Source organism: Vibrio qingdaonensis (assembly GCF_026191675.1).
In the GTDB taxonomy this organism is placed as follows: Bacteria; Pseudomonadota; Gammaproteobacteria; order Enterobacterales; family Vibrionaceae; genus Vibrio; species Vibrio qingdaonensis.
In genome coordinates, this window is the sequence record NZ_JAKRRY010000001.1 from 306,503 (window position 1) to 331,404 (window position 24,902).

Below are 24,902 nucleotides of genomic sequence, written 5' to 3' on the forward strand. Positions count from 1 at the left end.
CTTAATAGAGCTTCGTCGTGCCGCTAGTCCGGGAACCCTTACGTATTAACTCTTCAATTTTTTCAATTAACTCGTCTAAGTTAGACACGTCGATGATGTCCTCGTCTGGATTCTCTACGCACTCACGAAACTCCGTGACGTTTGAAGAGGTGAAACCGATTCCAATTACACCAATATATAAGCCAGGTATTTTTTCGCGAGCCTCATCACACATTCCATTACTGACAAGGCCATCGAGGATATCGTTGTTAGGACTTTCTTCTCCATCACTTAGAATTAATAACATTTTAATTTTGTTATCGTAATCTTCTTGCTCATCCTTATCGTTACTATTCGGATTGCCTTCTGCAAGCTTTTGAATCCCTCTCAAAATACCTTGAAACGATGCAGTATTCCCACCAGCACTCATACTATTAATATTCGCGATATCACTCGTCTTGTTTGTTAGGCTAATAGTCGCAAACTGGTTGCGAGATGGACTCCCATAACCTCGATATAAATCAACATTATCTACTCGATATTTTGACAAATTGCTCGGAAACTGATTCTCCAACATACTTTCTACTGTTAGAGAAAAATCAACGTAGTCCTTGTTGTCTACAAAAAAGTAATCATCCGAATCTGTGTTCTTATTTATGCCGAGAACTCTAGCCAAACGTTTTGCCTGAGCCTTTTCTTCATTGGTCTTATTTGGGCATTTTTTTCTATTACTCTTACATCGATAGACCGTTCTTGCACTAACATTGCGCCAGGCATTCCAATCAACCTCTTCATAACTTCTTTCTGGAGTGACCAATCTAAAACCTGATTTATAGCGCAATTGACTCACCGCATACACATTTCGATCTGTCCCTACCTCACGCGTCCTAACGTTATACGGCACAATGCCGAGCCGGTTTAACAACTTGTCGGCTAACTCGCCTTGATCACTATCTTTACAAACTTCTTTTTTTAACCAGTAGTCATATTCGATCTTTTGGCATAATAGTTTACGGGACACCGTCATAACGGCTTCTTTCAGATCATATATTTTATAATTCCCCCCCCACCAGTTATTCATCGAACCAGAAAAATCAGATACAAACACAATATCAATATTGTTATCACCTAAATAGGCAGGATATTTCTTTGCTATTGACTGAGCAGTTAGGTCTTGAGTCTCATTAAAAGAGGGGATAAACGTACTCGAAAACCAAGAATCATGCGTAGTCTTTACATCGACAGTGTATTGGATAAATTCGAGCGTATCGCTATCGGGTATTGCCTCTTGATGCCTTTTTTTCGCCGTTACCTGCGAAGATTTAATGTCGCGAACATAAGCGTTTACATACTTAGTCGCAAAAGCATTCGCACTGCCTTCTTGGTCGGCCATCGTCACCGCAATAGCCGCGGCTTCTGCTGCATCGCCCAAACGACTTTTCTCTTGCACATATCGGGTACCTTCAACAGCCCAAAATGTAAAGCCCATAATGGGAACCAATGACAGCCCCATCCAAATTGCTGCAACACCGCCTTGTTTTTTAATACTGCGAACGCCAATAAATCGTTTCATCATCATCTCCCCGGCATCACAGAACTAGAAGCGATCGTAATCGTCGGGTTACCGCCGTTGGTAAAAGACTCAAACCATGAATCATGCCTTTCGCATAATGTCACTCGATAAAGAGGATGGTTGACCCCGTCCTCGACCGGAATGAGATCGCTATAGTCATTAATCGAGCCACTATTACACGACATTTGTCCAAACATACGACTACGCAGCTGCGTAACAATAGGACCGTCTGTCAGGGACTCAATCTGAATCGCGACGTTATTTTGGCTAACGTTCAACATACGCGATGCAACAATCGCCATATTATCTAAATCTTGCTGTGTGACATTGAAATCAAGCACTTGCCCTTCAGCATCTGCAAAGTAGCGGGTTCTTTCTTTGAGCACGTTGACCAAAGCAAAGCTAGAGCGATCCAGCTTGGCACGAACCAGTAATTTATGACTCAGGTCAGTCGAAAATAAAAAGATCATACACAAACCCACCAGCACAAACGCGAGCTCTATCGCGAAAGAACCTTGCTGATTTTTACGCGCATTAATTTTCATCACGCCACCCTTCATGCTCTAGGTTAAGTACCATGGTGCGCGTGATTGGTGTTTCGCCGTTACCCCACATTTCAATCATTGGAGAATACAAATACGTCACAGTGATCTCGGCAAGATCGTAGCTAAACGTGAGGTCCTGACTAGAATGGCCGTCATTGGCAACAAATTTATCAAAAGTCTCAAAGTACTTTCCGTCGATAGAAAATTTGCTGCTATCGATTAGAAAATGCCAAAGGTTATCTTGATTCTCAATCAGATCTTTAAAGCGAGTTTCATACTGTTCATGAATACTGCTTCCTTGATAAATTTTAGTGTTACGTATGGTTTCTCGTAGCGAATACTCGGTCATGTTAACCACATAGGTTTGATAACTTGATTCGAAAATAGCAAACGTAGAAAACATCAGAACCAACGCCCCAAGCGCAAACTCAATGCTAGTCACTCCCAATTGCTGACGACGGCTAGCCATTACTCTGCCTCAACATAAGCAAATTGCTGAGTAATTGTGAGCAGTTCACCAGCGTTATATTGGTCTCGAAGAAGGGCTTTAGCTTGTTCTGATTTTCCCGATTTTAGCAATGCAATAGCCAAGTTGGCTTTTACCGTTTGATTCGTCGGGTGCTCTTTTAGCACTGGCGCTAACGTCTCAATCACAAGATCGAAGCGTTGTTCAGCAAGGTACACAACCGCTAGATTGTTCTTAATAACAATATCGTCATAACCACGAAGCCGCGCCAAATTAAATTGCGCTTTCGCCTTGGAGAATTGATCAGATTTACTATAGGCAACACCAAGTAATACCCGAATTTTTCCGGAAGTATTACCTAGCGAGATAGACTGATTATACGCGTCGATTGCCTCTTCAAGATGGCCATTTTCCGCCTCAATCTGCCCTTTCAGTTGCAGTAAGCTTTTATTCTTGAGACCTTTGCCAATGAGATACTGAGTATAGAAACGAGAAGACTCAACATCGCCTTTTTCAAAATACACGTAAGCGAGCTGCTCCACCGCATTATCATCCTCAATACCCCCTACTAACTTCGATTTATACAAGGCAATCAGGCCATCGTAGTTATTCACTTTTTCCATACCGGCAATAATACTTTGTTCAGAAGGCGGCTGGTTGGTTGTTTCACAACCCACTAGAATCCCACTCAAAGCCATCACTAACAATACGACATTCCATCGCATAGTATTTCGCATACCTTTTCGCATAGCACTAACCACCAATATTTATCGACATCTGCATAATGCCAGGTGCAAGAATTAAAATTACGATAGGAAACATGATAAATAAAATGAGTGGCACACTCATTTTTGCTGACAATCGACCCACTTTTTCTTCTACCGTTAGAATTTGTATTTTTCTCATGTCTTCCGCTAGATCACTGAGTACCTGAGCCACCGATGTGCCATATTGCAAGTTTTGGATAAGCGTTAAAACAAAACTTCTTACCGCCGGCGTGGGTAATCGCTCGCTCAGATCATCCAAGGCTTTTTCCAACCCTTTTATCTTGGCTGAGTCCGATGTGCGTTTAATCTGATAACAGAGGTCGCCATCAAAAGCCTCTAGCTCTTTTGCTAAATAAATTAGCGTCGCTTCTATTGTCATCCCTGTCTGCACACACACCGACATCATGTCCAATAGATAAGGCAGCTGACTCGAGGTTTTACCAATGAGCGCTTTACGACGAGCTTCCAGCATTAAGTCTGGTAGGATAATTACCCCTATCAAGGTGAATAATCCCGCCAATATTTTGTTGGTATCAGACAGCTCCGAAAAGAAAACTCCGACACAAGCCAGCACAAGAAATAGTATCTTGACGGGGAAGTAATACTTCGCCCATTCTTTGTTGTAATAGCCAGCATTAACCAGCTTTTGCTCAAGCTCTTTTTGATTCCCCTTGCCAAATCTAACCAACAAGCGATTAACTGTACTAGGGCCTCGCTGTACGTCTTCACCAATAAAGTTGGCAACGCGCTTGCGGCGCTGCTCATGACGCAGTGCATTAACGATAAAGTAAAATAAGGCCGCCAATACGACAGAAAAAGCAATCAGCAAAATCATGTGCGTACGCCCCTTACTAGTAACCAAACAATAGATAAACCAATAAATTCACTACCCACCACGTAATACAAGATGTATTGCCCTCGCTCATCGTGAAGGATAAAGTCGACACTGCCGGGATTGATATACTGAAGAAGTATGGTGAAAGCCAGTGGAATGGCTGCGACAATCTTGGCCGATATTCGCGCTTCTGATGTCATTGCCATTTTCTTCTTATCTAATGTACGCGCATCCACTAAAACGCGAATAAGTCGGGCGAGCACCCCTTTTAGTTGCCCTCCGCGGCTAATATTCGCTTTGAGCGTCACCGTAAAAAATAGAAATTCTGGGTAGGGATAATTTTTACACGCACGTTGCAATACTATTTCTGGCGGTTCACCCATTTTCAGTCGCTCGCCCATCATTTTAAACTCGCGGCCAATACTGTTGTCCATCGAACCACCCACGTAGGTGATCGCCTGCATTAAGCTATCGCCAGCCGTTACCGCGCTCATTAAGATGTTCAACGCATCAGGAAAGGTGTTCTCAAAGTCTTTGCGCTTTTTGTTATATAGGTAACGGTATCCCACTAACAGTGACACCACGACCATCGCGACTGATATCCAAATGTTACCCATCTTCAATAGGTCAAACACCAGATACCAAGCGCCGACAAGGCTGCCAACGGTATACAGCAAAATGTAGACTGGAAAACGTGGCCCAAGCACTTGTAGCGTAGGAGAGATAGAGTCTTTAAATTTTTGCCACTTCCGCTTGCCGGCCAAGGTGCCGACATTCACCGCTTTTAGATTCTCGACTTCAACGCTTTCTATAGCAAAAAAATGGTCGATTTTTTTCGCTTTCGAGCTCTGCGTTAATAGCAAGACAATGGCAAAGAGAATTAAAGAGATCCACAACATGCTACGCCCCTCGAAATGACGCCATTAGGTCATCATACAAGCCAAAGAACTGCGCTTTTTTTGCCAGCTCTGAACGCTGCATAATGCCGTTCGTTACGAAATCACCTTGAACCGTATCGCTGTAGTGAGATTCGTCATATTGAAAACGATAGATCTCTTCCATGACGACACTGTCACCTTCAAGGCCAACGACCTCTGAGATACTGGTGATTTTTCTTGAGCCATCTCGCAGCCTATTCACTTGCACGATAAGCTGTACCGCACTCACTATCGTGCGGCGGATCGCATCTAATGGCTGATTTAGGTTCGCCATCATCACCATCGACTCAACACGAGCAATCGCATCGCGGGGGGTATTGGCGTGAAGAGTAGACATGGAACCATCGTGACCAGTGTTCATCGCCTGAAGCATTTCAAATGCCTCTGAGCCACGACACTCACCTAAGATAATGCGATCAGGTCGCATACGAAGGGCATTAATCACCAAGTCACGCTGTGACACCGCACCTGTCTGTTCAATACTTGAGGTGCGAGTTTCCAAACGAACAAGGTTGGGCTGTTGTAAACGCAATTCTGCCGCATCTTCAATGGTAATCACCCGCTCATCGTCAGCAATATAATTAGACAGCGCGTTAAGTAAGGTCGTTTTACCTGAACCCGTACCGCCAGAAATCAAAATATTCATGCGGCAACGTGAGGCGATCATGAGCACGCGGGCCATGTCCATGGACATAGAACCGAAACCAATCAAATCTTCGAAACCAATGTTTTGTTCGCGGAATTTACGAATCGAAATCGAGGTGCCATCGAGTGCGATTGGCGGGATAACAATATTGACACGACTGCCGTCTTCTAGACGTGCGTCTACGGTCGGTGACAATTCATCTACACGTCGGCCTACTCGTGAAGCTATGCGTTTTGCAATGGACAACAGCAACTCTTCATTAACGAAGGTGACTTCCGATTGCTGCACCTTACCGTGACGCTCGAAGAAAATATGATTAGGACCGTTCACCATAATGTCGGTGATCGACTGATCTTCGATTAATGGCTGTAATGGACCAAGACCAAATAGCTCATCAATGAGGCTTTTCACCAAGCCTGATTTCATCACTGAGGTAATTGGTCTTTGATAATTCGACGCCAATAAGTCAACCGCACTTTGGATTTGAGATTCAAGATCTCTGCGGCTCATTTTTTGTACTGCTTCGGCATCGAGCGCTTCAAATATCTGGCTACGAAATGCTAAATACAGATCTTTGTTTGAACTCATTTGTTATTTGCCCTCTTCAACCAGTTAGTCCATCCCTTCGACTCCAGTGGTTGACCGTTGATAAGCTTCATTAGTGCATCCATAGAGCGGCTGATATTCCGGTCGTGCTTATGGGCACGTTTACCATCAATAATGATGTGAGAGAGGTTTTTACAATAAGCAACCTCTAGGTCAATATCAGCGCCAACGTATTTTTTAAGATCCGCGGATTGCAAAACAAACGCGTTTTCTGGTCGATGATAATTGGCAACAGTGATAACTCGAGTTCGCTTCGACAAGGTAAGCTGAAGGTTTTCAATGCGCTCATACAGTCGTTTTGCATTTCGCACCGCTGACACCGATGGGTCCAAAACAATGACCACAACATCAAAAGTATCCACTAACAATTGCGCTTCCACTTTAAAGTCAACGCTGCCTGAAAAATCTTCAACAATAAAGTTGGTATTTCGAGCCAGTACTCGCATAACGTCTGATTATAATTAAGAATATCGGTTTGACTCATGTTGCCGTCGATGGACAGTAACCTTAGATTTTTACGTGCCGGGTGGAGATAACTCAACGCCCCTTCTTCATCCATTTCATGTAAGGGGGCGGTAAATTCATCAATCGCTTTAGGTTTAAACTCTTTTAAGCCCATCATCACGTCAATATTGCTATCGGTATACTGATGATCAACAAGAATGGTATCGGTACCTTGCGTAGACAATAATGAGCTTAATTCTGCGGTGATAAAAGACGTCCCCGTCCCGCCTTTAGCCCCGACAATCGCGACACGTTTTGCTTTACGTTGTTGACTTACCCCTGAAAAGGTTTTGAGGTTTTTATTTACATGCGTTAGAAAGTCGGCGAATTCTTGTTTATTCACTGGCCAAAAAACGTAATAAAAACCCATCTCTTTCAAAGAACGGAGTGTTGAGATGGCATCTTCTTTACCAATCACGACCACGCCTTTATGAGTGGGCAACTTACTTGCGAACGCTTTAGCGTCTTCAACAACATTTTTCGATTCATTAAGTTCTAACAGCACAATCTGGCTGGTTTGCTGTTCCGAAAACTTTCCAATACCTTGGCTCGATTTCAAGCACGTTGGGTCACTCCAACCTTCAAAGCGAAATATCTCCGTGACCAAGTCTAAACATTCTTGCGATTGGTACACGAGCGTACAACCTGAGACACCTTTAATCGTTTTCGGTGCTGACTTAGTCTTGGTGCTCAGCGCCTTAGAAAGATCAAACATTATTGAGCTCCCGTAATACGTGATTTATTGGCGACTTGCTTCAACCGCGCCGATTCAGAAAAGCAATTAAGTTGCGAATGCTCGACACCAAACTGTACCGGTTGGCACTGCTCTGTTTTTAACACGTAGAAACTGACCTGAAGTTTAATATCGGTCAGCAGTTGCTTATTGTTTACCAAAACAACCTTATCATTCTTCAATTGAAGTCGCGGGTACGATGCCAACGATTGATCTAACAGTGATTTAGCGGCTTTATTTTTATATTCGATAAAGTAGCGTGCACCCGTGTCTTGATCTTCAATGGTGGAGAATAACGCCTCCAGTTGTGACTGGGCGCGCGCTGTATCTTGTACCGACATTTCGATGGTGTGCTTTTGTTGGTACACCAACGCCTCTAACCCGTTACCACCAAAATAGCGCTCAGCGGCGCATCCGGAGAGCATGATTAACAGGCTCACTATCAACAGTTGTTTCATCATTGAATAAAGCCTCCCTGTGACAACAATCGGATCGTGGCATCCGAAGGTGTGGCGTAACCATGATCGGTGTCGATGTTCAGCCAGCGAACTAAGGTGGATGTCTTTTTCATAAAAGGAAGTTGAATATCGGCAGGTTTGATTGGCTGAACCAAATTTACCGTCGCAACAATAATAAGTTCAGTACGCTTTCTTTCTGTTACCGATTTTCGAAACGCGGCACCAATAACAGGCACATCGCCAATCAGCGGAATTTTCTGCATTTTTTCGAAATCGGCACTACTCATTAAACCGCCCAATACAAAACTGTCTCCGTCGGCGAGTTCAATAGTGGTCATGGCGCGACGAGAAGCAAGTTGTGGTACTTCAATGCCCGCCGCTTTGATGTATTTTTCTATCTCACTGACTTCAGGGAAAAGCTGCATGCGAATTTTATCTTCACTAAGCACCTTCGCTGTGAGATCAAGTTTGATACCAAACTCTTTAAAAGTGATATTGACGTTATTGTTGGTAGAAACGATAACCGGGACTTCGCCACCCACTAAAAAACTTGCCGATTCACCAGATAGTACCGTAAGGTTGGGCTCAGCCAACACTTGGGCAATATCTTCATTACCTAGGGCGTTAATCACGGTTGCCAAGTTTGCTGCTTCAAATTGGTTGAAAACAAACTCACCAGCGCTGGCACCGAGTGAGCCCCAATCCACCCCGATAGTTTCACCAAATGATTCCGTTACTTGAGCAACAGAAATCTTTACATTCACTTGTTGTACCGTCGCGACTTCTAAACGCTCGACAATGCCTTCCCAAGTCATGTTTCTGGCAAACACCATGCTTTCTGGCTCTTCGAGTTTCACATTCTCTGAAGTAAATTCAATTTTCTCAGCTTTGTCATACCTTTCAGTTTTGTCTCGTCCCAATAGCGTGGCGACCAAGCGGTAGACATCGTCTCGGTCCTGTTCTGAGCTGACAATGCCACTGACCGCCACTTGCTCACCTATGGATTGCAATTTGATATCAAAATCTGGGAAGTGAAACTTAATCTGGCGACGAACTTGAGTTAAATCCAAGTCAACGATAATACGATCCGATAACAACACATCTTCTGCCATACCGTAGACAATCAATCTTGACTGCCCCATACCGTTAGCAAACACCACTAAAGTCGTCTCATTAATGATCTTGTAATCGGCGACATCTGGATTACTAATAAATACCTTACCAATTGGTACAGGTAGCTGAATATGACGTCCATCATTTAGGGTTATATAGCGATCGGCAGCCAGCGCGGCTTGACTGATAAACAGTGCATAAAAGCCAAACCATAAGGTCAATAGAAAACGAAAAATCGTTGTGGTCATGGGACCCATTACATGGCCTCTCTTGGGTTGCTGACATTGCCACGAAACTCTTCCACACCGACATAATTGTCCATAATGGTTCGCACTTCCGCGTAAGTCGGTTTTTGGTAAGTTTGACTGCGATAAATCTCGATATGCATGGTTCTTTGTGCCAAAGCGAGCCTCGCGAGATCGTCTGGATGCACCTCTATCACTATTGTGGTGAGCCCTTTTTCTTTCACTGGGGCACGCGCAGATACGACATCACTGTCACCGCTATCATCGCCAACGTTCAATACTTTGACATGCTTAAGAAACATCGAGGCTTTCACCCCTTTAAAATGCTTAGGCTTATCCGCATTCGCGGCTAGATTAACATTAGGTGAGCTCACGGTAAGTACATCGATATACGCACCGGGGCGGATGTAGTCATTGATGAGGTTTTTGTCGCTAACTTGCAGGGGATACAGCGTCATACCGTCGGTAATTAACAGGTCGATATAACCAGGTTGGCTGCGGTTGGTTTGATATTCAGCCATGACAATGGCGCCTTGGTGAATATCGGTATTGGTGAGCGTGCTAGGGTCAAAGTCCACTTTGGTATCATTTTTTATACCAAACTTTAGTGCGTCACTAAGCGGCAGTTGCGTTTTTCTGACAAGGTCGGTCGAGATCGGTGAACCTTTTAAAATTGGCTCAACCGCTTTCCATACCGTAACATGACGCTCTTCGACAACTTCAATCACAGGTTCACTAGTCTCTACCTGTTCTGGTGCCTTCTTCATTAAATCAACGAGGCCCACGACCCCGACAATCAATGCTACGAAAGCAATGAGTAAAACAATTCTTGAGCGCATGAGTATATTCGCTGTTGTTTAAAGTAATTGCTGAGATTGCAGTTGATGGCTGGCAATCGTGAGAAAAAAGCCAACACTGATTGCTACTCCGTAAGGAAGTGTCACATCTTGAATTTGACTGCCTGGTGTCATACGGTGTTTTACGTAATAACATAAAACTAATACACCACCGCTATATGCAGTAAAAAGCATAGCCTCATATAACATCGCCATTGGGATGGAGAGTGATAATACCCCTGCATACTTAACATCTCCGGCTGCTATCCAGCCAAATCGAAAGATAATAAGTCCTATAAAAAGCACTACCAGCATCGAATCAACATGACTATTTTCAAATCCCAAACAAACCAACTGAATAGCTAAAAAACCGAATAGTATCTTATTCTCAATTCGTCTATTCTTTACATCGAAAATAGATACAAAAAAACACGTAAGTGCCAATAACGATAAGTAGACCATACTATATTAATTTAGAGTGTTAATACGCTGATATCTCAGCGTATTAACAATAACTCTTAGATTAAGCGAGTTCTGCAATGATTTTATCGAACACTGCTTGTAGTGCAGCTCCAACTGTACCACCACCAGTACCGAAAACGATACCCAAAACTGCTGCCATCGCCACCGCAATTAGACCGTATTCAATAGCAGTTACGCCACGCTCGTCATTTTTAAATGAAGTCATGAACGAAGCAGCTTTTACATATAGTGTTGTTAACATAGTTTTCCCTTTTTTATAAGTTTTCCCCAAAGCAAGCCCCATTTTAATTAACTATTCATCTTGTATAAAAATACCTGCTATCGATAGAATCGATAGTAGGTGATTGAAAATCAGGCGCAATTACAATACCAGGCTATGAAAATCAAACAAATTAAATAAAAACAACACCTTATACAAGCAAAGAAATGGAATGAATTAATATGAAAAAGATTTCACCCAGAAGCATAAGTGTGGCAGAGATCACACATTTAGAATTTTACATTCTTTTACACTACTGCTAAATGCCACTCTCACTTCATATTTACATGCGCAATAGAGCAAAAATACTAAGCCAATTTTGTGACTTGAGTTTATTTTGCCTATTTATATTGTCTTATCTTTATTTGCTTGTTGTAAACTTGCCGATGAATCGGTATCGTTTTAGCGATAATTATATATAAAAATATTAGTAACGCTTATTATGTCACGCGCCGGGGTCTATTCATGAAACTACAGTTCGAAAATATTGTTTCGTTTGTAGCGGTGGTCAACGAGGGTTCTTTTAGCTCTGCCGCTAGAAAACTGGGCAAATCTCAATCGACTGTTAGCACTGCAATTCAAAACTTAGAGTCAGACTTAGGCTTTGATTTGTTTTGTCGAAAAAACGCTAAGATATCTCTTACTCATAAAGGGAGACGACTATTCCACTTGTCTACTCCTGTTATAGGAAAATATAAAGAGCTCATTACCACAGCACAACAAATGAACATCTCTGAGCAGATCGTCTATCGTGTGGGTATTGACCCCCTAGTCTTCAACAATAACGTAAAACAAACCTTACTTGAATTTTCCGATGCATTTCCAAATGTAGACTTACACGTGGTCACAAAACCAAGCTTTATTCTTGGTAATTACCTGAGTGAAGGAAAAATCGATCTTGCATTAGGGAACCCTTACCATAAAACCAATAATGACTTTAATATCGAAGAATTATTTCAGGCAAACTGCTGGTGGGTCAGTCATGAAAAAGTACAACTTGACGATGAAGCCAATCCCCCTCGAATCTTGCTAATGGATGGCGTAGATGAGCTATTAAACCTCTCCCATGTCGCCTCCAATAACTTATGGCGGTTAGATGATCTCAATACCATAGTTGACCTATGTGCCGCGCAAAAAGGCATTGCGCTGTTGCCTGAGTATATTCTCGACCAATATAATCGTAGTAAAGGTCTGCGTATCATCAGTGACCACCCCAATTTCTACGGCAAAAAAGTGGTCGCGTCGTTATTTTGGCCAATCCATTCTGATTTTGGTTTATTCAATAGCTGGATAAAAAGCCAGCTCAAGCGTACCGCATTAGAGCCACAAGAATTTATTGCTGATTTAGCACAATAATTCTGCGCTGATACCACTCAGCAGTCAGGCACTATTTTGGTTACCAATAGCGCCTGACTGCTTCGTTTTGTCACGTTATGACGTTACAGTTCAAATTATCCGCCAAATTTCGATAGCCCTGCCACTAAAACCAGTCTTCGCACATCGCTTTCGTTGCTAACTGGCCACTTGTCACCGAGACTTACCTGTATCAAACCAAAATGACGAGATAAGGAATTACCATGTTTTTGTGTGTGCCTGTTAAACACATGCTGCCATTACTTTTATTTGCAGTGAGTAGTAACGCTTATTCTTCACAGCAAGCCACTGATGCGTTTGCACCAGAATCCACCACTGCGCTTGAAACTAAATCCATTGTCACCGCAGAAGATTGGATGGTGACAGCCGCCAACCCCACCGCGAGCCAAGCCGGTGCCGACGTTCTCGCCAGAGGCGGCAATGCCATTGATGCCATGGTGGCTATTCAGTTGACGCTCGGTCTTGTGGAACCTCAATCTAGTGGTATTGGCGGCGGCTCTTTTTTAGTCTATTGGGATGCAAAAGACCACCATCTAACGACTTATGATGGTCGGGAAACAGCGCCACTCAACGCCACGGGCGATCTTTTTATTGATGATAACGGTCAACCAATGAAGTTCTACGATGCCGTTGTTGGCGGGCGATCCGTAGGCACGCCAGGTACCGTTAAATTACTGTGGGATACTCACCAAAAGTACGGGAAGCTGGACTGGGCATCATTGATTGAACCCACCATCGCCCTTGCGACCCAAGGTTTCCCAATCAGCGCCAGACTGGCTGCTTTGATAGAAAAAGATAAAGCTTTCTTGTCTCGCCACCCTGAGACACGTCACTATTTGTTGCAAGGCGACGGCAAAGCGAAGACGCAAGGCACTGTGCTTAGAAATCCAGACTACGCTAAAACGCTGTCATTAATCGCGAGTAAAGGTGCTGATGGATTCTATGATGGCCCGGTCGCACAATCGATCGTCGATGCTGTCCACAATGCAAAAGGCAATCCTGGTCTGTTAAGTCGAGAGGACCTCACTCAATATTCAGTGGTGCAACGTACGCCTGTCTGCGCACCTTACAAGCAATACGATGTTTGCGGGATGGGACCACCAAGCAGCGGCGCGCTGACCATTGGTCAAATACTGATGACAATTGAGCCTTTTAATCTTGCCACCCTCGGCGCAAGTAACCCAATCAGCTGGCAGATTCTCGCCGACGCTTCTCGTCTGGCGTTCGCTGACCGAGGGATGTACGTGGCCGATAGCGACTTCTTTGATGTGCCAACAACTGAGTTATTAAATACGGACTATATAGCAACCAGAAGCGCGCTCATTACGCCTAAAAAAGCCCTACCATCTGCCCCACATGGTACTCCTGTGGCGAACTTGGCTAGTCTGTCGAAAGACCAATCTCTCGAGCTACCCTCCACCACGCATTTTAATGTTATCGATTCTGAAGGTAACGTGGTGTCAATGACATCATCAGTGGAAAATGTGTTTGGTTCGCGGGTTATGGCATCTGGCTTTATTCTTAACAATGAGCTGACCGACTTCTCTTTTGTGGCTGAGAAAAACGGCGAACCTGTTGCCAATCGTCTTGAACCGGGTAAAAGACCACGCTCTTCTATGGCCCCTACCATCGTCATGAAAGATGATAAACCCTACATGGCAATTGGCTCTCCTGGCGGCAGCCGCATTATTGGCTATGTCGCACAAAGTATTATCGCGCATGTCGACTGGGGAATGGATATTCAGCAAGCGATCAATCAACCTAAAATGATCAATCGCTTTGGGGAGATGGATATAGAAGCCAACACAGCACTTTCCGAATTTTCTCAGCAATTTGAAAGCATGGGCTATTCCGTTAAAGCGAGAGACCTTAATTCAGGGTTACACACCATTCGCATCTCAGAAAATGGATTAGAAGGCGCCGCAGACCCAAGGCGAGAAGGTGTCGCCATCGGAAAGTAGTCCTCATTCTCATACATAAAGTGTACAAACCTAGAGGCTCATCACGCTAAAATCCCACAATTTAGGACCGAGCGTGATGGTCCTCTCTCAGCCTTCTATCTCCTCCCTATTTGGTCTCTAAATGGAGGATTTTTCTCTCCATAATCGCAGCGATAATTCACGGTGCCCTACCCATAATTAGAAAAGGACATCACGTGAAACCGATAAAAACCGCACTTTGCCTTTCCATTACCAGCGCTTTAATCTTTGGCTGTGCTTCCGAATCAAACTCACCATCAGAACAGGCGAAAACACCACTTTATAGCTGTGAAAACTCCAACATTTCAGCCGCTAATGATCTTAGAATCTATCAAGTCATGGTCGAAAGCTTCGTTAATGGTGACAATAGTATTGGTCATGGTACTGGCTATGGAACCAGCCATCACATGGGTGATATACAAGGTATTATCGATTCACTCGACTACATTCAGTCACTCGGTATGAACGGCCTATGGCTAACGCCTATTTTCAATTCTGAGCCTATCGCTGGACAAAATCATTGGGCGGATAGACTGGATGCCACTGGCTACTTTGCGACTAACTATTTTGAAATTGACCCGCGCTTTGGCACTCTAGAGGATGCCAAAAAATTGGTCGATGAAGCTCATGCGCGCGGAATGTATGTCTTTTTCGATGGCGTATTTGGGCATCATAAAAGCAACGTCGTACCGTCACCTAGCGGCTTAACACCTGCTGGTAGTGATAACCCCGTCCACTATCCAGAGAGTCTCCCTTTTTACAAAGAAGTCGCCGAATATTGGATTAAAGAGCTTAAAATTGACGGATGGCGTCTCGACCAAGCGTATCAAGTCCCGACGCAAGCCTGGCAGGAAATTCGTAAAACGGTCGATGAAGCCTCTCAATCTGTCACGTATGCCAACCAAGCGGGTAATCAGGTTAATCCTTTAGGTTACATGGTGGCGGAAATTTGGGCCGGTGAGAACAAAATCATTGAAACGGGCTACGGCTCTAACGAGTCACCAGCGCTTTGTTCGGCCTTTGATTTTCCTGTGCGCTATCGACTTGTAGAAACCTTAGCCGTGAATGAATCTGGCGTAGGCGGCAAAACAGGTGAATGGATAGCAGAAGGTATGAACCTTCATGCCCTGTATCCAGACCATGCCAAACCAAACCTTATGTTAGGAAACCATGACCTAGTCCGTTTTGGCGACCTTATTCAACGAGGTAATCTGGCCGAACCTGTCGATGATGGTTACTGGCAGCGCTATAAAGCGGCCATCTCATTCCAAGCGGCCTATACGGGACCAATCACACTCTATTACGGAGACGAAATTGGGGATGAATTGGCCGGCTTCTCAAATCGCATTGAAAATGACTGTGCCATTATTGGAAAGTGCGATGATCACGTGGCTCGGACAAGTGGTCGCATAGAAGGCATCAATACCACGCTGAATTCTCAACAAGCTAATCTTAAGGCATACGTTAGTGAATTAATGGTGCTGAGAGCACAGCATCCAGCGCTATCTAAAGGCTCGCGCACCAATGTTTTAGCAGACCAGGTCAGTTATGCTGATGTCAAACAATACCAAGGTGAGTCGATTCTTTACCTCCTCAATGTTTCAGACAGCGACCAGAAAATATCCATATCCAGTGACACTATCGCCTCCTCCTCTACATTGACTGACTTACAATCGGACGAAAAAATCGCGCTGTCTTCAGGATTCTACACTATAGCGCTGTCGCCATTTGAAGGACGTTTTCTTCACATTGATCAGCCAACTGATGCCGCTCCAATAGGGCTGATTGCCGCCTCTGCTACCGGCACGGGCGATACATTCATGAGCGCTTGTGATAACCCAACATTGCCAGAGGCAGGTCCCATCGATAAATCACTCTACGTTGTAGGTGACTTTAGCGATTCAAACTGGAAACATACGTCGTCACGAGCTTTTGAATATAAAGGCAACGGCGTCTATCAAGTCGTGGCGAACGAAAAGCCCGGCAGCTATCGTATGCAATACGCCACAAAAGATTGGAAACCTCAATTCACAGCGGAAGGACTAAGCGTAAAGCTTGGTCAAGAGAACACACTAAAGTTTGGGGGCTACGGTAAAGATACCGCAGTGACGATCCTTGAAGAAGGGCGCTATGTCTGGAGCTTAAAGTTTGATGAGATTGGCACACCTTTAACGATCTTAGCGGCAAAGTGCGTTAACTAAAAAGTGCGTTAACGGATCAATACGCTAACTGATTTGTCACTCTATTAGACGGCATATAAAAACTAGGTGTCACATAAAAAACCGCCACTGTTTCTAGAAAACAGTGGCGGTTTCAGTATCACGTTGCCGTTAAGCCAGTGCTGGGTATGTCTTAAACTTCACGCCCATCATCTGTTCCATACAATGGACAACTTGGCAGCTATAGCCAAATTCATTGTCATACCAAATGTAAAGCACACAGCGGTTGTCTTGAGCAATCGTGGCTTGACCATCGATGATGCCTGGATGACGCGCTCCAACCAAATCAGTAGAGACAATTTCGGTGGAATCCGTGTAGTCAATTTGCGCGGCAAGTGACGACGTCAAGGAGATCTCTCGAAGGTAGGCATTCAACTCATCTTTAGATACTGTCGTCTCAAGGTTTAAGTTCGCAACTGCCATTGATACATTTGGCGTCGGTACACGGATCGCGTTACCACTCAACTTACCTTCTAGCTCAGGTAGGGCTTTAGATACCGCTTTTGCCGCGCCAGTTGACGTAAGAACCATATTTAACGATGCAGAGCGACCTCGACGATCACCACTATGGTAATTATCGATGAGATTTTGATCGTTTGTATACGAGTGAACCGTTTCAATATGCCCTGACACGATACCGTATTTGTCATTAACAGCCTTAAGCGTTGGCGTAATGGCATTCGTCGTACAGCTTGCTGCCGACACAATCGTATCGCTGTCTTGAATCGCATCATGATTCACACCAAATACGACGTTTTTAATTTCGCCTTTTCCTGGTGCCGTTAGTAGCACACGTTCTGCACCTTGACAGGCAACATGTTGGTTTAGACCTTCAGCGTCACGCCACACACCCGTATTATCAACAACGAGGGCATTATCGATGCCATAATGCGTGTAATTGACATCGGTAGGCGAATTCGCGTAAATAACCTGAATGTAATTACCATTGACGATCAGCGCCTTGTTCTCTTCGTCAACAACGATACTGCCGTTAAACTGACCGTGAACTGAATCTCGGCGTAATAAACTCGCACGCTTTTGTAGATCACCCTCTTTTCCGCCACGCACAACAATGGCACGCAAACGAAGTGGATAACCTGGACCACTTTTCTCAACTAGGATTCTCGTCAAAAGGCGCCCAATACGGCCAAACCCATAAAGCACAACATCTCGAGTTTCTTTGATGCCGTTGCTACTGATGCTTTCTGCCAATGAAGTCATCAAAAAGTCAGCGATGTTTTTATGGTCATCGTGAGACGCCCAGTATTGTTGGGCGAGTTGACCGATGTCGATACAACATGGCGACAAATCAAGCTCGATGAGTTTTTCTATTAGCGGTGCGGTTTGAGCAACATTGACAGATTGAGGAGCATAGTGACGAGAGACACGGTGGGTTTTAATAATATCAATCGTGGTGGCATTAACAAGCGTCTTACCAAACAACAGGATTTCCACGCCTTTTTCTCGATAGAGTCGACCTAGAATAGGTAAAATTGACTCAACAAGTGTTTGATTTAATTGCCATTGATTTTGATGAATTTCCGATTGCGAGATAGTGCTATTACTCATAGTACCTGGGGGACCTCTATCAGTTATTTGCGCCCCTCTTTTGTATGTAGGGTACAAAAGGCAAGACGCGTGTTTGGGATGTGATTATGTTGTTATTTTTCTGTGCGGGAGTGTAACAAGCAGATACTTAATCTGCTAGGAAAAATAAAGCCGAATATTAGCGGGGGATAACGTGATGTCGGTAGCATTTATTGCGGGGTTAAACGTAGGTCTAGCTGATTTGTTGGGAAATTTGGTGAGCTTATTTTATATAATTAATCAAACTCACCAATACGAGTGCAACAACCATCAGATTGACTAAAGGGTCTAACCTTCAAATTCATCGTGATCTTGTTTCTTAATCACTTTATGTCCATCCTCTGCCACCCCTTTTTTCCAATAGCTACTAATGTAAATATCGTCTTTAGGAATGGCTTTATCATTACGGAAAAACTGTCTCAGCCTCTTCATTTCATCAAACTCACACGCGCACCATACGTACGGTTCACCGCTTAGCCACGGCTGTGACATAGCGATCTTGGACACGGGTTCGGTTGTCCAAATAACGTCTATGCCTTGCGGTGCCTTGATCACTTGCTGGTCTGCCGCATCCATCAGTTGAATGATGGCATAGCCTTTGGCTTCTGCAGGTAGCTCTGCCAACTTCACCGATAGTGCTGGTAACGCTGTCATATCGGCATTGAAGAAAAACCAATCTTTATCAGTATTTACATTTTGAATCGCACCCGGACCGACAATGCTAATTTGATCGCCAATTTTCGCATCCATCGCCCAGCGACTGCCGAATCCACACAATTTGTCTTCGGTAATATGGGTGACAAAGTCCACCTCAATCTTGCCGTGTTCAATATCCAACCCACGTATCGTGTAGGTGCGCATTTTTGGTCGACTCTCCTCACTCAGATCGTTGAGTTCAGTCCCGCCATTTTGATTAAACAGGAACTTAATATAACTTCCGTTACTGTTAGGTTCGAATGTCTTTAATGCTTCAGATTGTAACGTGAGACGACGCATGTTTGGTGTCAAGGACTCGGAATGAATCAAGGTAAGCAATTTAGGTGAAGGCTTTTTCATAGAACACGCTTATTAATGATTATTGTTATCATTAATTTTACCACAGACTTTGCTTTTGTCTCATGAATTTACTTTGTTTTACACGTATAAAATCGGCAATGTCACGTCCTGTGTCGCTATCAACTGCCCCAAATTAGCCAACGCCCTATTTAAGACAGTCAGGATCAAAAAAGGCCCGACACTGTCGAACCTTTTCTCATTTAGCTAACTAAGCTCATAACGTCATGAACTTATAATGCCTGCTTATCGCATCCTAGCTTATAGCGTCACAGAACCGAATGCCAATGGCCATTCTGTATGGCGATATTCGCCATTTTCTTCACGCTTGGTCTCCGCCAACCAGCAGAACAATTCCCAACCGAAACCAGCTGCGATGATGCCATCTTTATCTGTTGGATCCGTGTCTGGTGTATATTCAGCAATATCAGCACCAACAAGACGAACTTTACCTGAAGCCTTCACTTTACGCAGGATTTCGTAAACTTGTAGGTGACTTAGACCAAATGGATCTGGGCTTGAGTTAGCACGACAGAACGCGGTATCTAATGCATCCAAGTCAAATGTTAAATAAACCGGACCACCATCACCACAACGGTCGATGATGCTTTCTACCATAGCGTCAACACCAAGGTCATACACTTCATTCGAAGTAAAGCCAGTCGTACCAAATGCAATATGGTTGCCTTTAACGAGTGCCGTTTGGCGGCCACGCATACCAATTTGAACTGTACGCTCTGGATCGGCTAAGCCTTCAGAGTACAATTTAGCCAACCAGTGACCAGATGTGTACGGGTAATCAAAATCCGCTCTTGTTGATAGGTCATAGTGGCCATCAAAGTGAATAACACGTAATGGACCGTATTTTTCACCCAAAGCGCGCATCGTTGGATATGGGATCGTGTGATCACCACCGAAAACAAGCGGTGTACAATCTTTTTCAACAACCATGTGATGAAGAAGCTCAGTCAACTGCTCAACTTCTGCTTTAAGCTCAAATTGACCCAAGCTATCCCAGTTTCCGTAATCGATAACACGACACCATTCGAATGGCAGCTCACCGTTATCACCAACAGTACCCATACCCATTTTACTTAGGTGACGTAGGCGCTGTGGTGCAAACTTGTGAGATGATCCCGTTGGTGAGCATTTTTCAATACCCATGCCATAAATAACAACGTCAGCATTATCCAGATCTTGTGAAAACGGCGCTTGATAAAAGCCTAAGTAATCTTTATTGATAAAGCTCAGCTGTTCAATACCTTTACCGCCACCCTGCTCTTTAACACGAGCTAGATAAGCAGCGATTTTTGGATCTAAATTGTCAGCGGCGGAGACATTTTCCCAGATGTATTTATATTTAGCGACTTTCTCTGGGTCTATGGCTGGCCATTTTTTAAAGTTTGACATGGTGTATCTCCGATCAAAACAAGGAAACTTGTTGAAAACTGCAAACAATAGTAATTCGTATTGCATCTTATGGGCAGTAACATACTGGATGTAACTTTGTCATTTCTATTGCAGCGTTATACGCTGCTCTAACACTATTGAACTAAATTCTCAATAAAACATTGCTCATTATTTGACCGACCTCTAATTCCCTCCTATGGTTTGTAAATCGCTCGCAGCAAAGGAGGTAAAACATGAAAAAAATGAGTAAGTCGTACCGTATGCAAATCATAAAAGAAGTCGCGGAGAAGAAAGTACGGGAACAGTGTGATGACCCAATGGCACGATACATCAATTCCTTGTTAGATCAGAACCCAGAACGCGATAATATCGTTGAATTCAAACAAGAATTTACTGGCAATTATTTTGATGAAAACGCAGGAGGTTGGGTAAGTAAAACATGGCGAAGTAAATAAATCATCACGTAATAATGAAGTCCCAGTTCATCACTTGAAATACCGATGGGGAAACAAGCACACAGCTTGAGATGAGGCGCCTTTTGAAGGCGCCCCCTGACGAACTAAACGTCTCTATTCTACTCTTCAGTTACTGCAACACCGCTATCACTTCAATTTCGACTTTGGCATCCATAGGCAGACGCGCAACTTCAACACATGAACGTGCAGGAAATGGCGCACTATGAGCCTCAAAAAATGCCTCATAAGCAGCATTGATTTTGGAAAACTCGTTCAAATCCTTTACAAACACCGTCGTCTTTACAATATGGCGAGGCTCTAAACCAGCTTCGCGAACAATCGCAACCGCATTCGTTAACGACTGTATCGTTTGCTCAGCCACATCGTCATCCATCACTTTTGTTTCTGGATTAATAGGCAACTGCCCTGATGTTATTACCATATTCCCAAATGTTACACCTTGAACGTAAGGCCCAATAGCCAAAGGGGCTTTGGTGGTAGAAATCGCGGTCATAGATATTCCTTTTTGAATTCTTTGTTTTACTCAGAGTGATGAAACCAATCTCTGAGTTAACTCATTGATGTTGATGATCGAGTATCTAACTAAATACCATGCTCTGGTCTATTAGCCGGTGAACATTGGCAACATTCCTAGCATAGATAAGAAATGGAAAACCGCAGTAAGCACACCAAATCCAATGACTAAATAGATCATTACTGTGCCGCCAGGTGCTCGAAAACCCTCGGACCCCTTTTCACCGTCTCTCGTTTTCTTTGCTAACATCGCAGGAATAATACATGCCCACACCGTTGCCGCAGCCCCTGCATAACCAATCGCAATGACGAAACCAAAAGGAAAAAGTAGTGAAAATATAAGTGGCGGTAAGAACGTTGCTAACCACGTTTTAGCACGCCCTTGACGGGTGTCCTCAAACTTAAAGAAATCAGCAAGGAAATCAAACAAACCCAGCCCTACGCCAATGAATGAGGATAAGATAGCCGCCATTGAGAACGTATTAATCGCATTCGCCACTCTATCGGATTCAATAACTGAACCAAGTGCTGTTAATAGCGCATCAACATTTCCACCTTGCTCGATTACTGGGCCAAAATTTGCACGGGGTAAGTTGCCAAAAATGCTAATTAGCCAAACAAAATAAAGGATAGACGCGATTACCGTGCCCCCTAATATTGCTTTTTTCGCTTGAGATTCACATCCGTAGTAAGCACGCATTGACGATACCGAGTGATGATAACCAAACGAGGTTAACGCAACAGGTAGCATCGCCATCGCATACGGTGCGTAGTTATTTTCGGCACTGATCGTATCTAGCAGCACACTCATATCAACATTGACCGCTAAACCCGACACACCGAAAATAAAACTTAGTACCATAAAAGCTATCAATACAACTGATATACGGTCGACAGCTCGAGTGGAATGCCAAACAAAGGTGGAAAAAATAAGCACAAAGAAAATGGAAGCGAGTTTGTCATTTACTCCTAGGACATCTTTTAATATAAGACCAGAAGAGGTAATATACGCGTATAAAAGAATACCACCAACAAAGTATACGGTTATATTATTAAATAGATTTATTTTTGAACCTAATAAATCTTTTGTTACTGTATCAAAGGAAACTTTAAGATCGTAGTTTTTAAATGCTTCTAACAACATCCAACCGGAAATTGTCATTACTATCATGGTTACGGTTATTGCCAATAGGGACCAAACTGTCCACGCCCCTGCTCCTGCACTCGGTAGCCCTAGCATTCCAGCACCCACACATACGCTGGCAATTATACAGGCACCACCTATTAAAGATGGACTCTTATTCATAATATATTCTCGTAGAATTTCTCGTTATGATTAGTTTCAGCTTTATAATTATTCAAACAAAAAAAGAGCGTAGCATTTATTTGCCACGCTCTAATTACTATTAAGCTTCTGCTAATGCTGATTCAGTAGTGCTTGTAGTCACTTTTTCAACTTCTTTTAGACGAGCGGTGAAGTGACGTAATACTTCTGGCTCGTAAGTGAAGTCTAAACCTTTTACTTTATGGGCATTTTCTTTCACTTTTTCGAACGCTTCAATAACATAATCCATGTGCGTTTGAGTGTAAGTTGCACGAGGGATGGTCAAGCGAAGTAGCTCCGCAGGACACGCATGTTGTTTGCCGGTAGCAGGGTCACGACCTAGCAATAGAGAGCCAATTTCAACCGCACGGATGCCGGCAACCTTGTACAACTCACAAGCCAATGCATGTGCTGGGAACTGATCCGCTGGGATATGTGGCAGCAGTTTACCCGCGTCTACGAATGCCGCGTGACCACCAGCCTGTTGACACACAACTCCGATAGCTTCTAGGCCGTTCACCAAATATTGAACTTGGTTAATACGGTACGCTAACCACTCTTGACGCATACCGTCATATAGGCCGACAGCTAAGCGCTCCATTGCACCACCTTCAAGGCCACCGTATGTTGGGAACCCTTCTTGTACCACACAAAGAGTACGACATTCAGTGTAGGCATCCATCAAAGAATCGTCTTTGAAGCACAATAGTCCACCCATTTGTACCATTGCATCTTTCTTCGCAGACATTGCAAGCGCATCTGCATACTTGTACGTTTCGCGCGTGATTTCTTCGATTGTCCAGTCTTGGTAACCCTCTTCACGTTGCTGAATGAAATAAGCGTTTTCAGCGTAACGAGCGGAGTCCATAATGACAGGGATGTCGTATTTTTGAGCAATTTCATACACTGCTTTTAGGTTCGCAATCGATACAGGTTGACCACCAGCAGAGTTGCACGTAATCGTACTCACGATATATGGAACGTTGGCTGCGCCAGCTTCAATGATCGCTTCTTCCAGTTTTTCTAAGTCAAAATTACCTTTAAAGTCTGCATTTACTGCCGTATCAAACGCATCTTTGGTGTAAACGTTTTTCGCAACACAACAGTTCACTTGAGTGTGACCTTGAGTCGTATCAAAGAAATAGTTCGACAACGCAACCATTTTAGTACGATCCAAACCCTTCTCTTTCTCACGCTTTTTAATAAGCACTGGAATATAAATCTGCTCTGCACCACGTCCTTGGTGAGTTGGAATCGTCAGTTCATAGCCAAAAATATCTTTAACGGCATTGGCTAGCGCATAGTAACTACGGCTACCACTATAAGCCTCATCGCCACGCAGCATTGCTGCTTGCATCTCTTGGGTAATTGAACCTGTACCACTATCGGTCAGTAGATCAATAAAGACATCTTCACTGTCTAATAAAAATGGGTTCATTCCCGCTTTTACAATCGCTTCATCACGATATTCACGTGTAGTACGTTTTACTGGCTCAACAACGCGAATACGGAATGGTTCTGGCAGATGTTTAAAGTTTTCCATGATATTATCCTAATAGTATTTATTATTACCGAGTGTCATTAAGTAGGTCGGTAAATAATTAATAAAGACAACCCTATCTAGAAATAAGATCCAGATACGATTTAATTTTTAAATTCTAGTTTTTGATTTAACACAGCATAAATAAAGCAATCTATTAAATATACTTAACTTACATCTGTTATATAAAATCAGGGCGCACTGGAGCGTGCGTTCGATAGAGTTATCTCGAAGGAAAGAAAAAAGCGATTTTGTAATCTAGTGTAATCCAACTATTTGTCATGTTGAAGTCTTCCATTGTTGTACCTATTTGAAACGTCTATTTCAAACTACTGAGACAATTATCTATAGATCATAGGGATTTGTCATTATCACAGATTACAATATGAGATATCGTTAACAAAAAAAAGTAATTAACTCTTTTTCACCTCGAAAGCAGGA

The 24,902-nt window shown here is 43.5% G+C and carries 23 protein-coding genes and 1 pseudogene; 4 read left to right on the forward strand and 20 right to left on the reverse strand.

What is annotated here, in order from left to right:
- Position 1: 1 nt before the first annotated feature.
- The 13 genes and pseudogenes from MD535_RS01405 to MD535_RS01465 form a co-directional block, all read right to left on the reverse strand.
- On the reverse strand, positions 2 to 1,558 hold the full coding sequence (locus tag MD535_RS01405; protein WP_265673118.1) for a TadE/TadG family type IV pilus assembly protein: 1,557 nt from the start codon (positions 1,556 to 1,558) through the stop codon (positions 2 to 4).
- Complete coding sequence (tadF, locus tag MD535_RS01410) at positions 1,555 to 2,097, reverse strand: tight adherence pilus pseudopilin TadF (protein WP_265673119.1); 543 nt, start codon at positions 2,095 to 2,097, stop codon at positions 1,555 to 1,557. Before tadF ends, MD535_RS01405 begins: the two co-directional genes overlap by 4 nt.
- Positions 2,087 to 2,566, reverse strand: coding sequence for a TadE/TadG family type IV pilus assembly protein (locus MD535_RS01415; RefSeq protein ID WP_265673120.1), 480 nt, complete (start codon positions 2,564 to 2,566; stop codon positions 2,087 to 2,089). The genes tadF and MD535_RS01415 overlap by 11 nt, the downstream gene beginning before the upstream one ends.
- Complete coding sequence (locus MD535_RS01420; protein ID WP_265673122.1) at positions 2,566 to 3,312, reverse strand: tetratricopeptide repeat protein; 747 nt, start codon at positions 3,310 to 3,312, stop codon at positions 2,566 to 2,568. The genes MD535_RS01415 and MD535_RS01420 overlap by 1 nt, the downstream gene beginning before the upstream one ends.
- A gap of 4 nt (positions 3,313 to 3,316) precedes the next feature.
- On the reverse strand, positions 3,317 to 4,165 hold the full coding sequence (locus MD535_RS01425; RefSeq protein WP_265673124.1) for a type II secretion system F family protein: 849 nt from the start codon (positions 4,163 to 4,165) through the stop codon (positions 3,317 to 3,319).
- Positions 4,162 to 5,064 (reverse strand): type II secretion system F family protein, encoded by a 903-nt coding sequence (locus MD535_RS01430; RefSeq protein ID WP_265673126.1) that lies wholly within the window; start codon positions 5,062 to 5,064, stop codon positions 4,162 to 4,164. Before MD535_RS01430 ends, MD535_RS01425 begins: the two co-directional genes overlap by 4 nt.
- Before the next feature lies 1 nt (position 5,065).
- A complete protein-coding gene (locus MD535_RS01435) occupies positions 5,066 to 6,337 on the reverse strand; it encodes a CpaF family protein (RefSeq protein WP_265673127.1) in 1,272 nt (423 codons plus the stop codon).
- Positions 6,334 to 7,574 (reverse strand): annotated as a pseudogene (locus tag MD535_RS01440) (AAA family ATPase). Before MD535_RS01440 ends, MD535_RS01435 begins: the two are co-directional and overlap by 4 nt.
- Positions 7,574 to 8,053, reverse strand: coding sequence for a hypothetical protein (locus tag MD535_RS01445; RefSeq protein ID WP_265673128.1), 480 nt, complete (start codon positions 8,051 to 8,053; stop codon positions 7,574 to 7,576). Before MD535_RS01445 ends, MD535_RS01440 begins: the two are co-directional and overlap by 1 nt.
- Positions 8,050 to 9,411 (reverse strand): type II and III secretion system protein family protein, encoded by a 1,362-nt coding sequence (locus tag MD535_RS01450; protein WP_390902879.1) that lies wholly within the window; start codon positions 9,409 to 9,411, stop codon positions 8,050 to 8,052. The genes MD535_RS01445 and MD535_RS01450 overlap by 4 nt, the downstream gene beginning before the upstream one ends.
- Before the next feature lie 8 nt (positions 9,412 to 9,419).
- The gene (locus MD535_RS01455; RefSeq protein WP_265673131.1) at positions 9,420 to 10,247 is read right to left on the reverse strand and encodes an RcpC/CpaB family pilus assembly protein; all 828 of its coding nucleotides are present in this window, start codon (positions 10,245 to 10,247) and stop codon (positions 9,420 to 9,422) included.
- Between the two features lie 18 nt (positions 10,248 to 10,265).
- Entirely contained in the window at positions 10,266 to 10,688 is a 423-nt protein-coding gene (locus MD535_RS01460; protein ID WP_265673132.1) for an A24 family peptidase, read from the reverse strand.
- A 79-nt stretch (positions 10,689 to 10,767) separates the two neighbouring features.
- Positions 10,768 to 10,968, reverse strand: a complete 201-nt coding sequence (locus tag MD535_RS01465) for a Flp family type IVb pilin (protein WP_265673133.1) — start codon at positions 10,966 to 10,968, stop codon at positions 10,768 to 10,770.
- Positions 10,969 to 11,451: 483 nt separating this feature from the next.
- Between MD535_RS01465 and MD535_RS01470 the strand changes: the two genes are divergently transcribed.
- The 3 genes from MD535_RS01470 to MD535_RS01480 all read left to right on the forward strand — a co-directional run bounded on the left by MD535_RS01470 (position 11,452) and on the right by MD535_RS01480 (position 16,540).
- Complete coding sequence (locus MD535_RS01470) at positions 11,452 to 12,342, forward strand: LysR family transcriptional regulator (protein ID WP_265673134.1); 891 nt, start codon at positions 11,452 to 11,454, stop codon at positions 12,340 to 12,342.
- A 221-nt stretch (positions 12,343 to 12,563) separates the two neighbouring features.
- Complete coding sequence (gene ggt, locus MD535_RS01475) at positions 12,564 to 14,321, forward strand: gamma-glutamyltransferase (protein ID WP_390902873.1); 1,758 nt, start codon at positions 12,564 to 12,566, stop codon at positions 14,319 to 14,321.
- A 194-nt stretch (positions 14,322 to 14,515) separates the two neighbouring features.
- The gene (locus MD535_RS01480) at positions 14,516 to 16,540 is read left to right on the forward strand and encodes an alpha-amylase family glycosyl hydrolase (protein WP_265673135.1); all 2,025 of its coding nucleotides are present in this window, start codon (positions 14,516 to 14,518) and stop codon (positions 16,538 to 16,540) included.
- Between the two features lie 129 nt (positions 16,541 to 16,669).
- Here MD535_RS01480 and MD535_RS01485 read toward each other — a convergent pair whose 3' ends face one another.
- The 3 genes from MD535_RS01485 to MD535_RS01495 all read right to left on the reverse strand — a co-directional run bounded on the left by MD535_RS01485 (position 16,670) and on the right by MD535_RS01495 (position 20,608).
- Positions 16,670 to 18,127 (reverse strand): glyceraldehyde-3-phosphate dehydrogenase, encoded by a 1,458-nt coding sequence (locus MD535_RS01485; RefSeq protein ID WP_265673136.1) that lies wholly within the window; start codon positions 18,125 to 18,127, stop codon positions 16,670 to 16,672.
- A 306-nt stretch (positions 18,128 to 18,433) separates the two neighbouring features.
- Positions 18,434 to 19,201 (reverse strand): siderophore-interacting protein, encoded by a 768-nt coding sequence (locus MD535_RS01490; protein WP_265673137.1) that lies wholly within the window; start codon positions 19,199 to 19,201, stop codon positions 18,434 to 18,436.
- Between the two features lie 258 nt (positions 19,202 to 19,459).
- Positions 19,460 to 20,608, reverse strand: coding sequence for an arginase family protein (locus MD535_RS01495; RefSeq protein WP_265673138.1), 1,149 nt, complete (start codon positions 20,606 to 20,608; stop codon positions 19,460 to 19,462).
- Positions 20,609 to 20,841: 233 nt separating this feature from the next.
- Here MD535_RS01495 and MD535_RS01500 point away from each other — a divergent pair, with 233 nt between their 5' ends.
- Positions 20,842 to 21,063, forward strand: coding sequence for a hypothetical protein (locus MD535_RS01500; protein WP_265673139.1), 222 nt, complete (start codon positions 20,842 to 20,844; stop codon positions 21,061 to 21,063).
- 130 nt (positions 21,064 to 21,193) lie between these two features.
- Here the strand turns inward: MD535_RS01500 and MD535_RS01505 are convergent, their stop codons facing one another.
- The 4 genes from MD535_RS01505 to tnaC form a co-directional block, all read right to left on the reverse strand.
- Complete coding sequence (locus tag MD535_RS01505) at positions 21,194 to 21,577, reverse strand: Rid family detoxifying hydrolase (RefSeq protein ID WP_279348186.1); 384 nt, start codon at positions 21,575 to 21,577, stop codon at positions 21,194 to 21,196.
- Positions 21,578 to 21,688: 111 nt separating this feature from the next.
- Complete coding sequence (locus MD535_RS01510) at positions 21,689 to 22,903, reverse strand: aromatic amino acid transporter (RefSeq protein ID WP_265673141.1); 1,215 nt, start codon at positions 22,901 to 22,903, stop codon at positions 21,689 to 21,691.
- Positions 22,904 to 23,003: 100 nt separating this feature from the next.
- Positions 23,004 to 24,464: a tryptophanase gene (tnaA, locus tag MD535_RS01515; RefSeq protein WP_265673142.1), complete on the reverse strand. Its 1,461-nt coding sequence runs from the start codon at positions 24,462 to 24,464 to the stop codon at positions 23,004 to 23,006.
- Positions 24,465 to 24,684: 220 nt separating this feature from the next.
- Complete coding sequence (tnaC, locus tag MD535_RS26245; RefSeq protein ID WP_390902880.1) at positions 24,685 to 24,759, reverse strand: tryptophanase leader peptide; 75 nt, start codon at positions 24,757 to 24,759, stop codon at positions 24,685 to 24,687.
- Between the last annotated feature and the right edge of the window lie 143 nt (positions 24,760 to 24,902).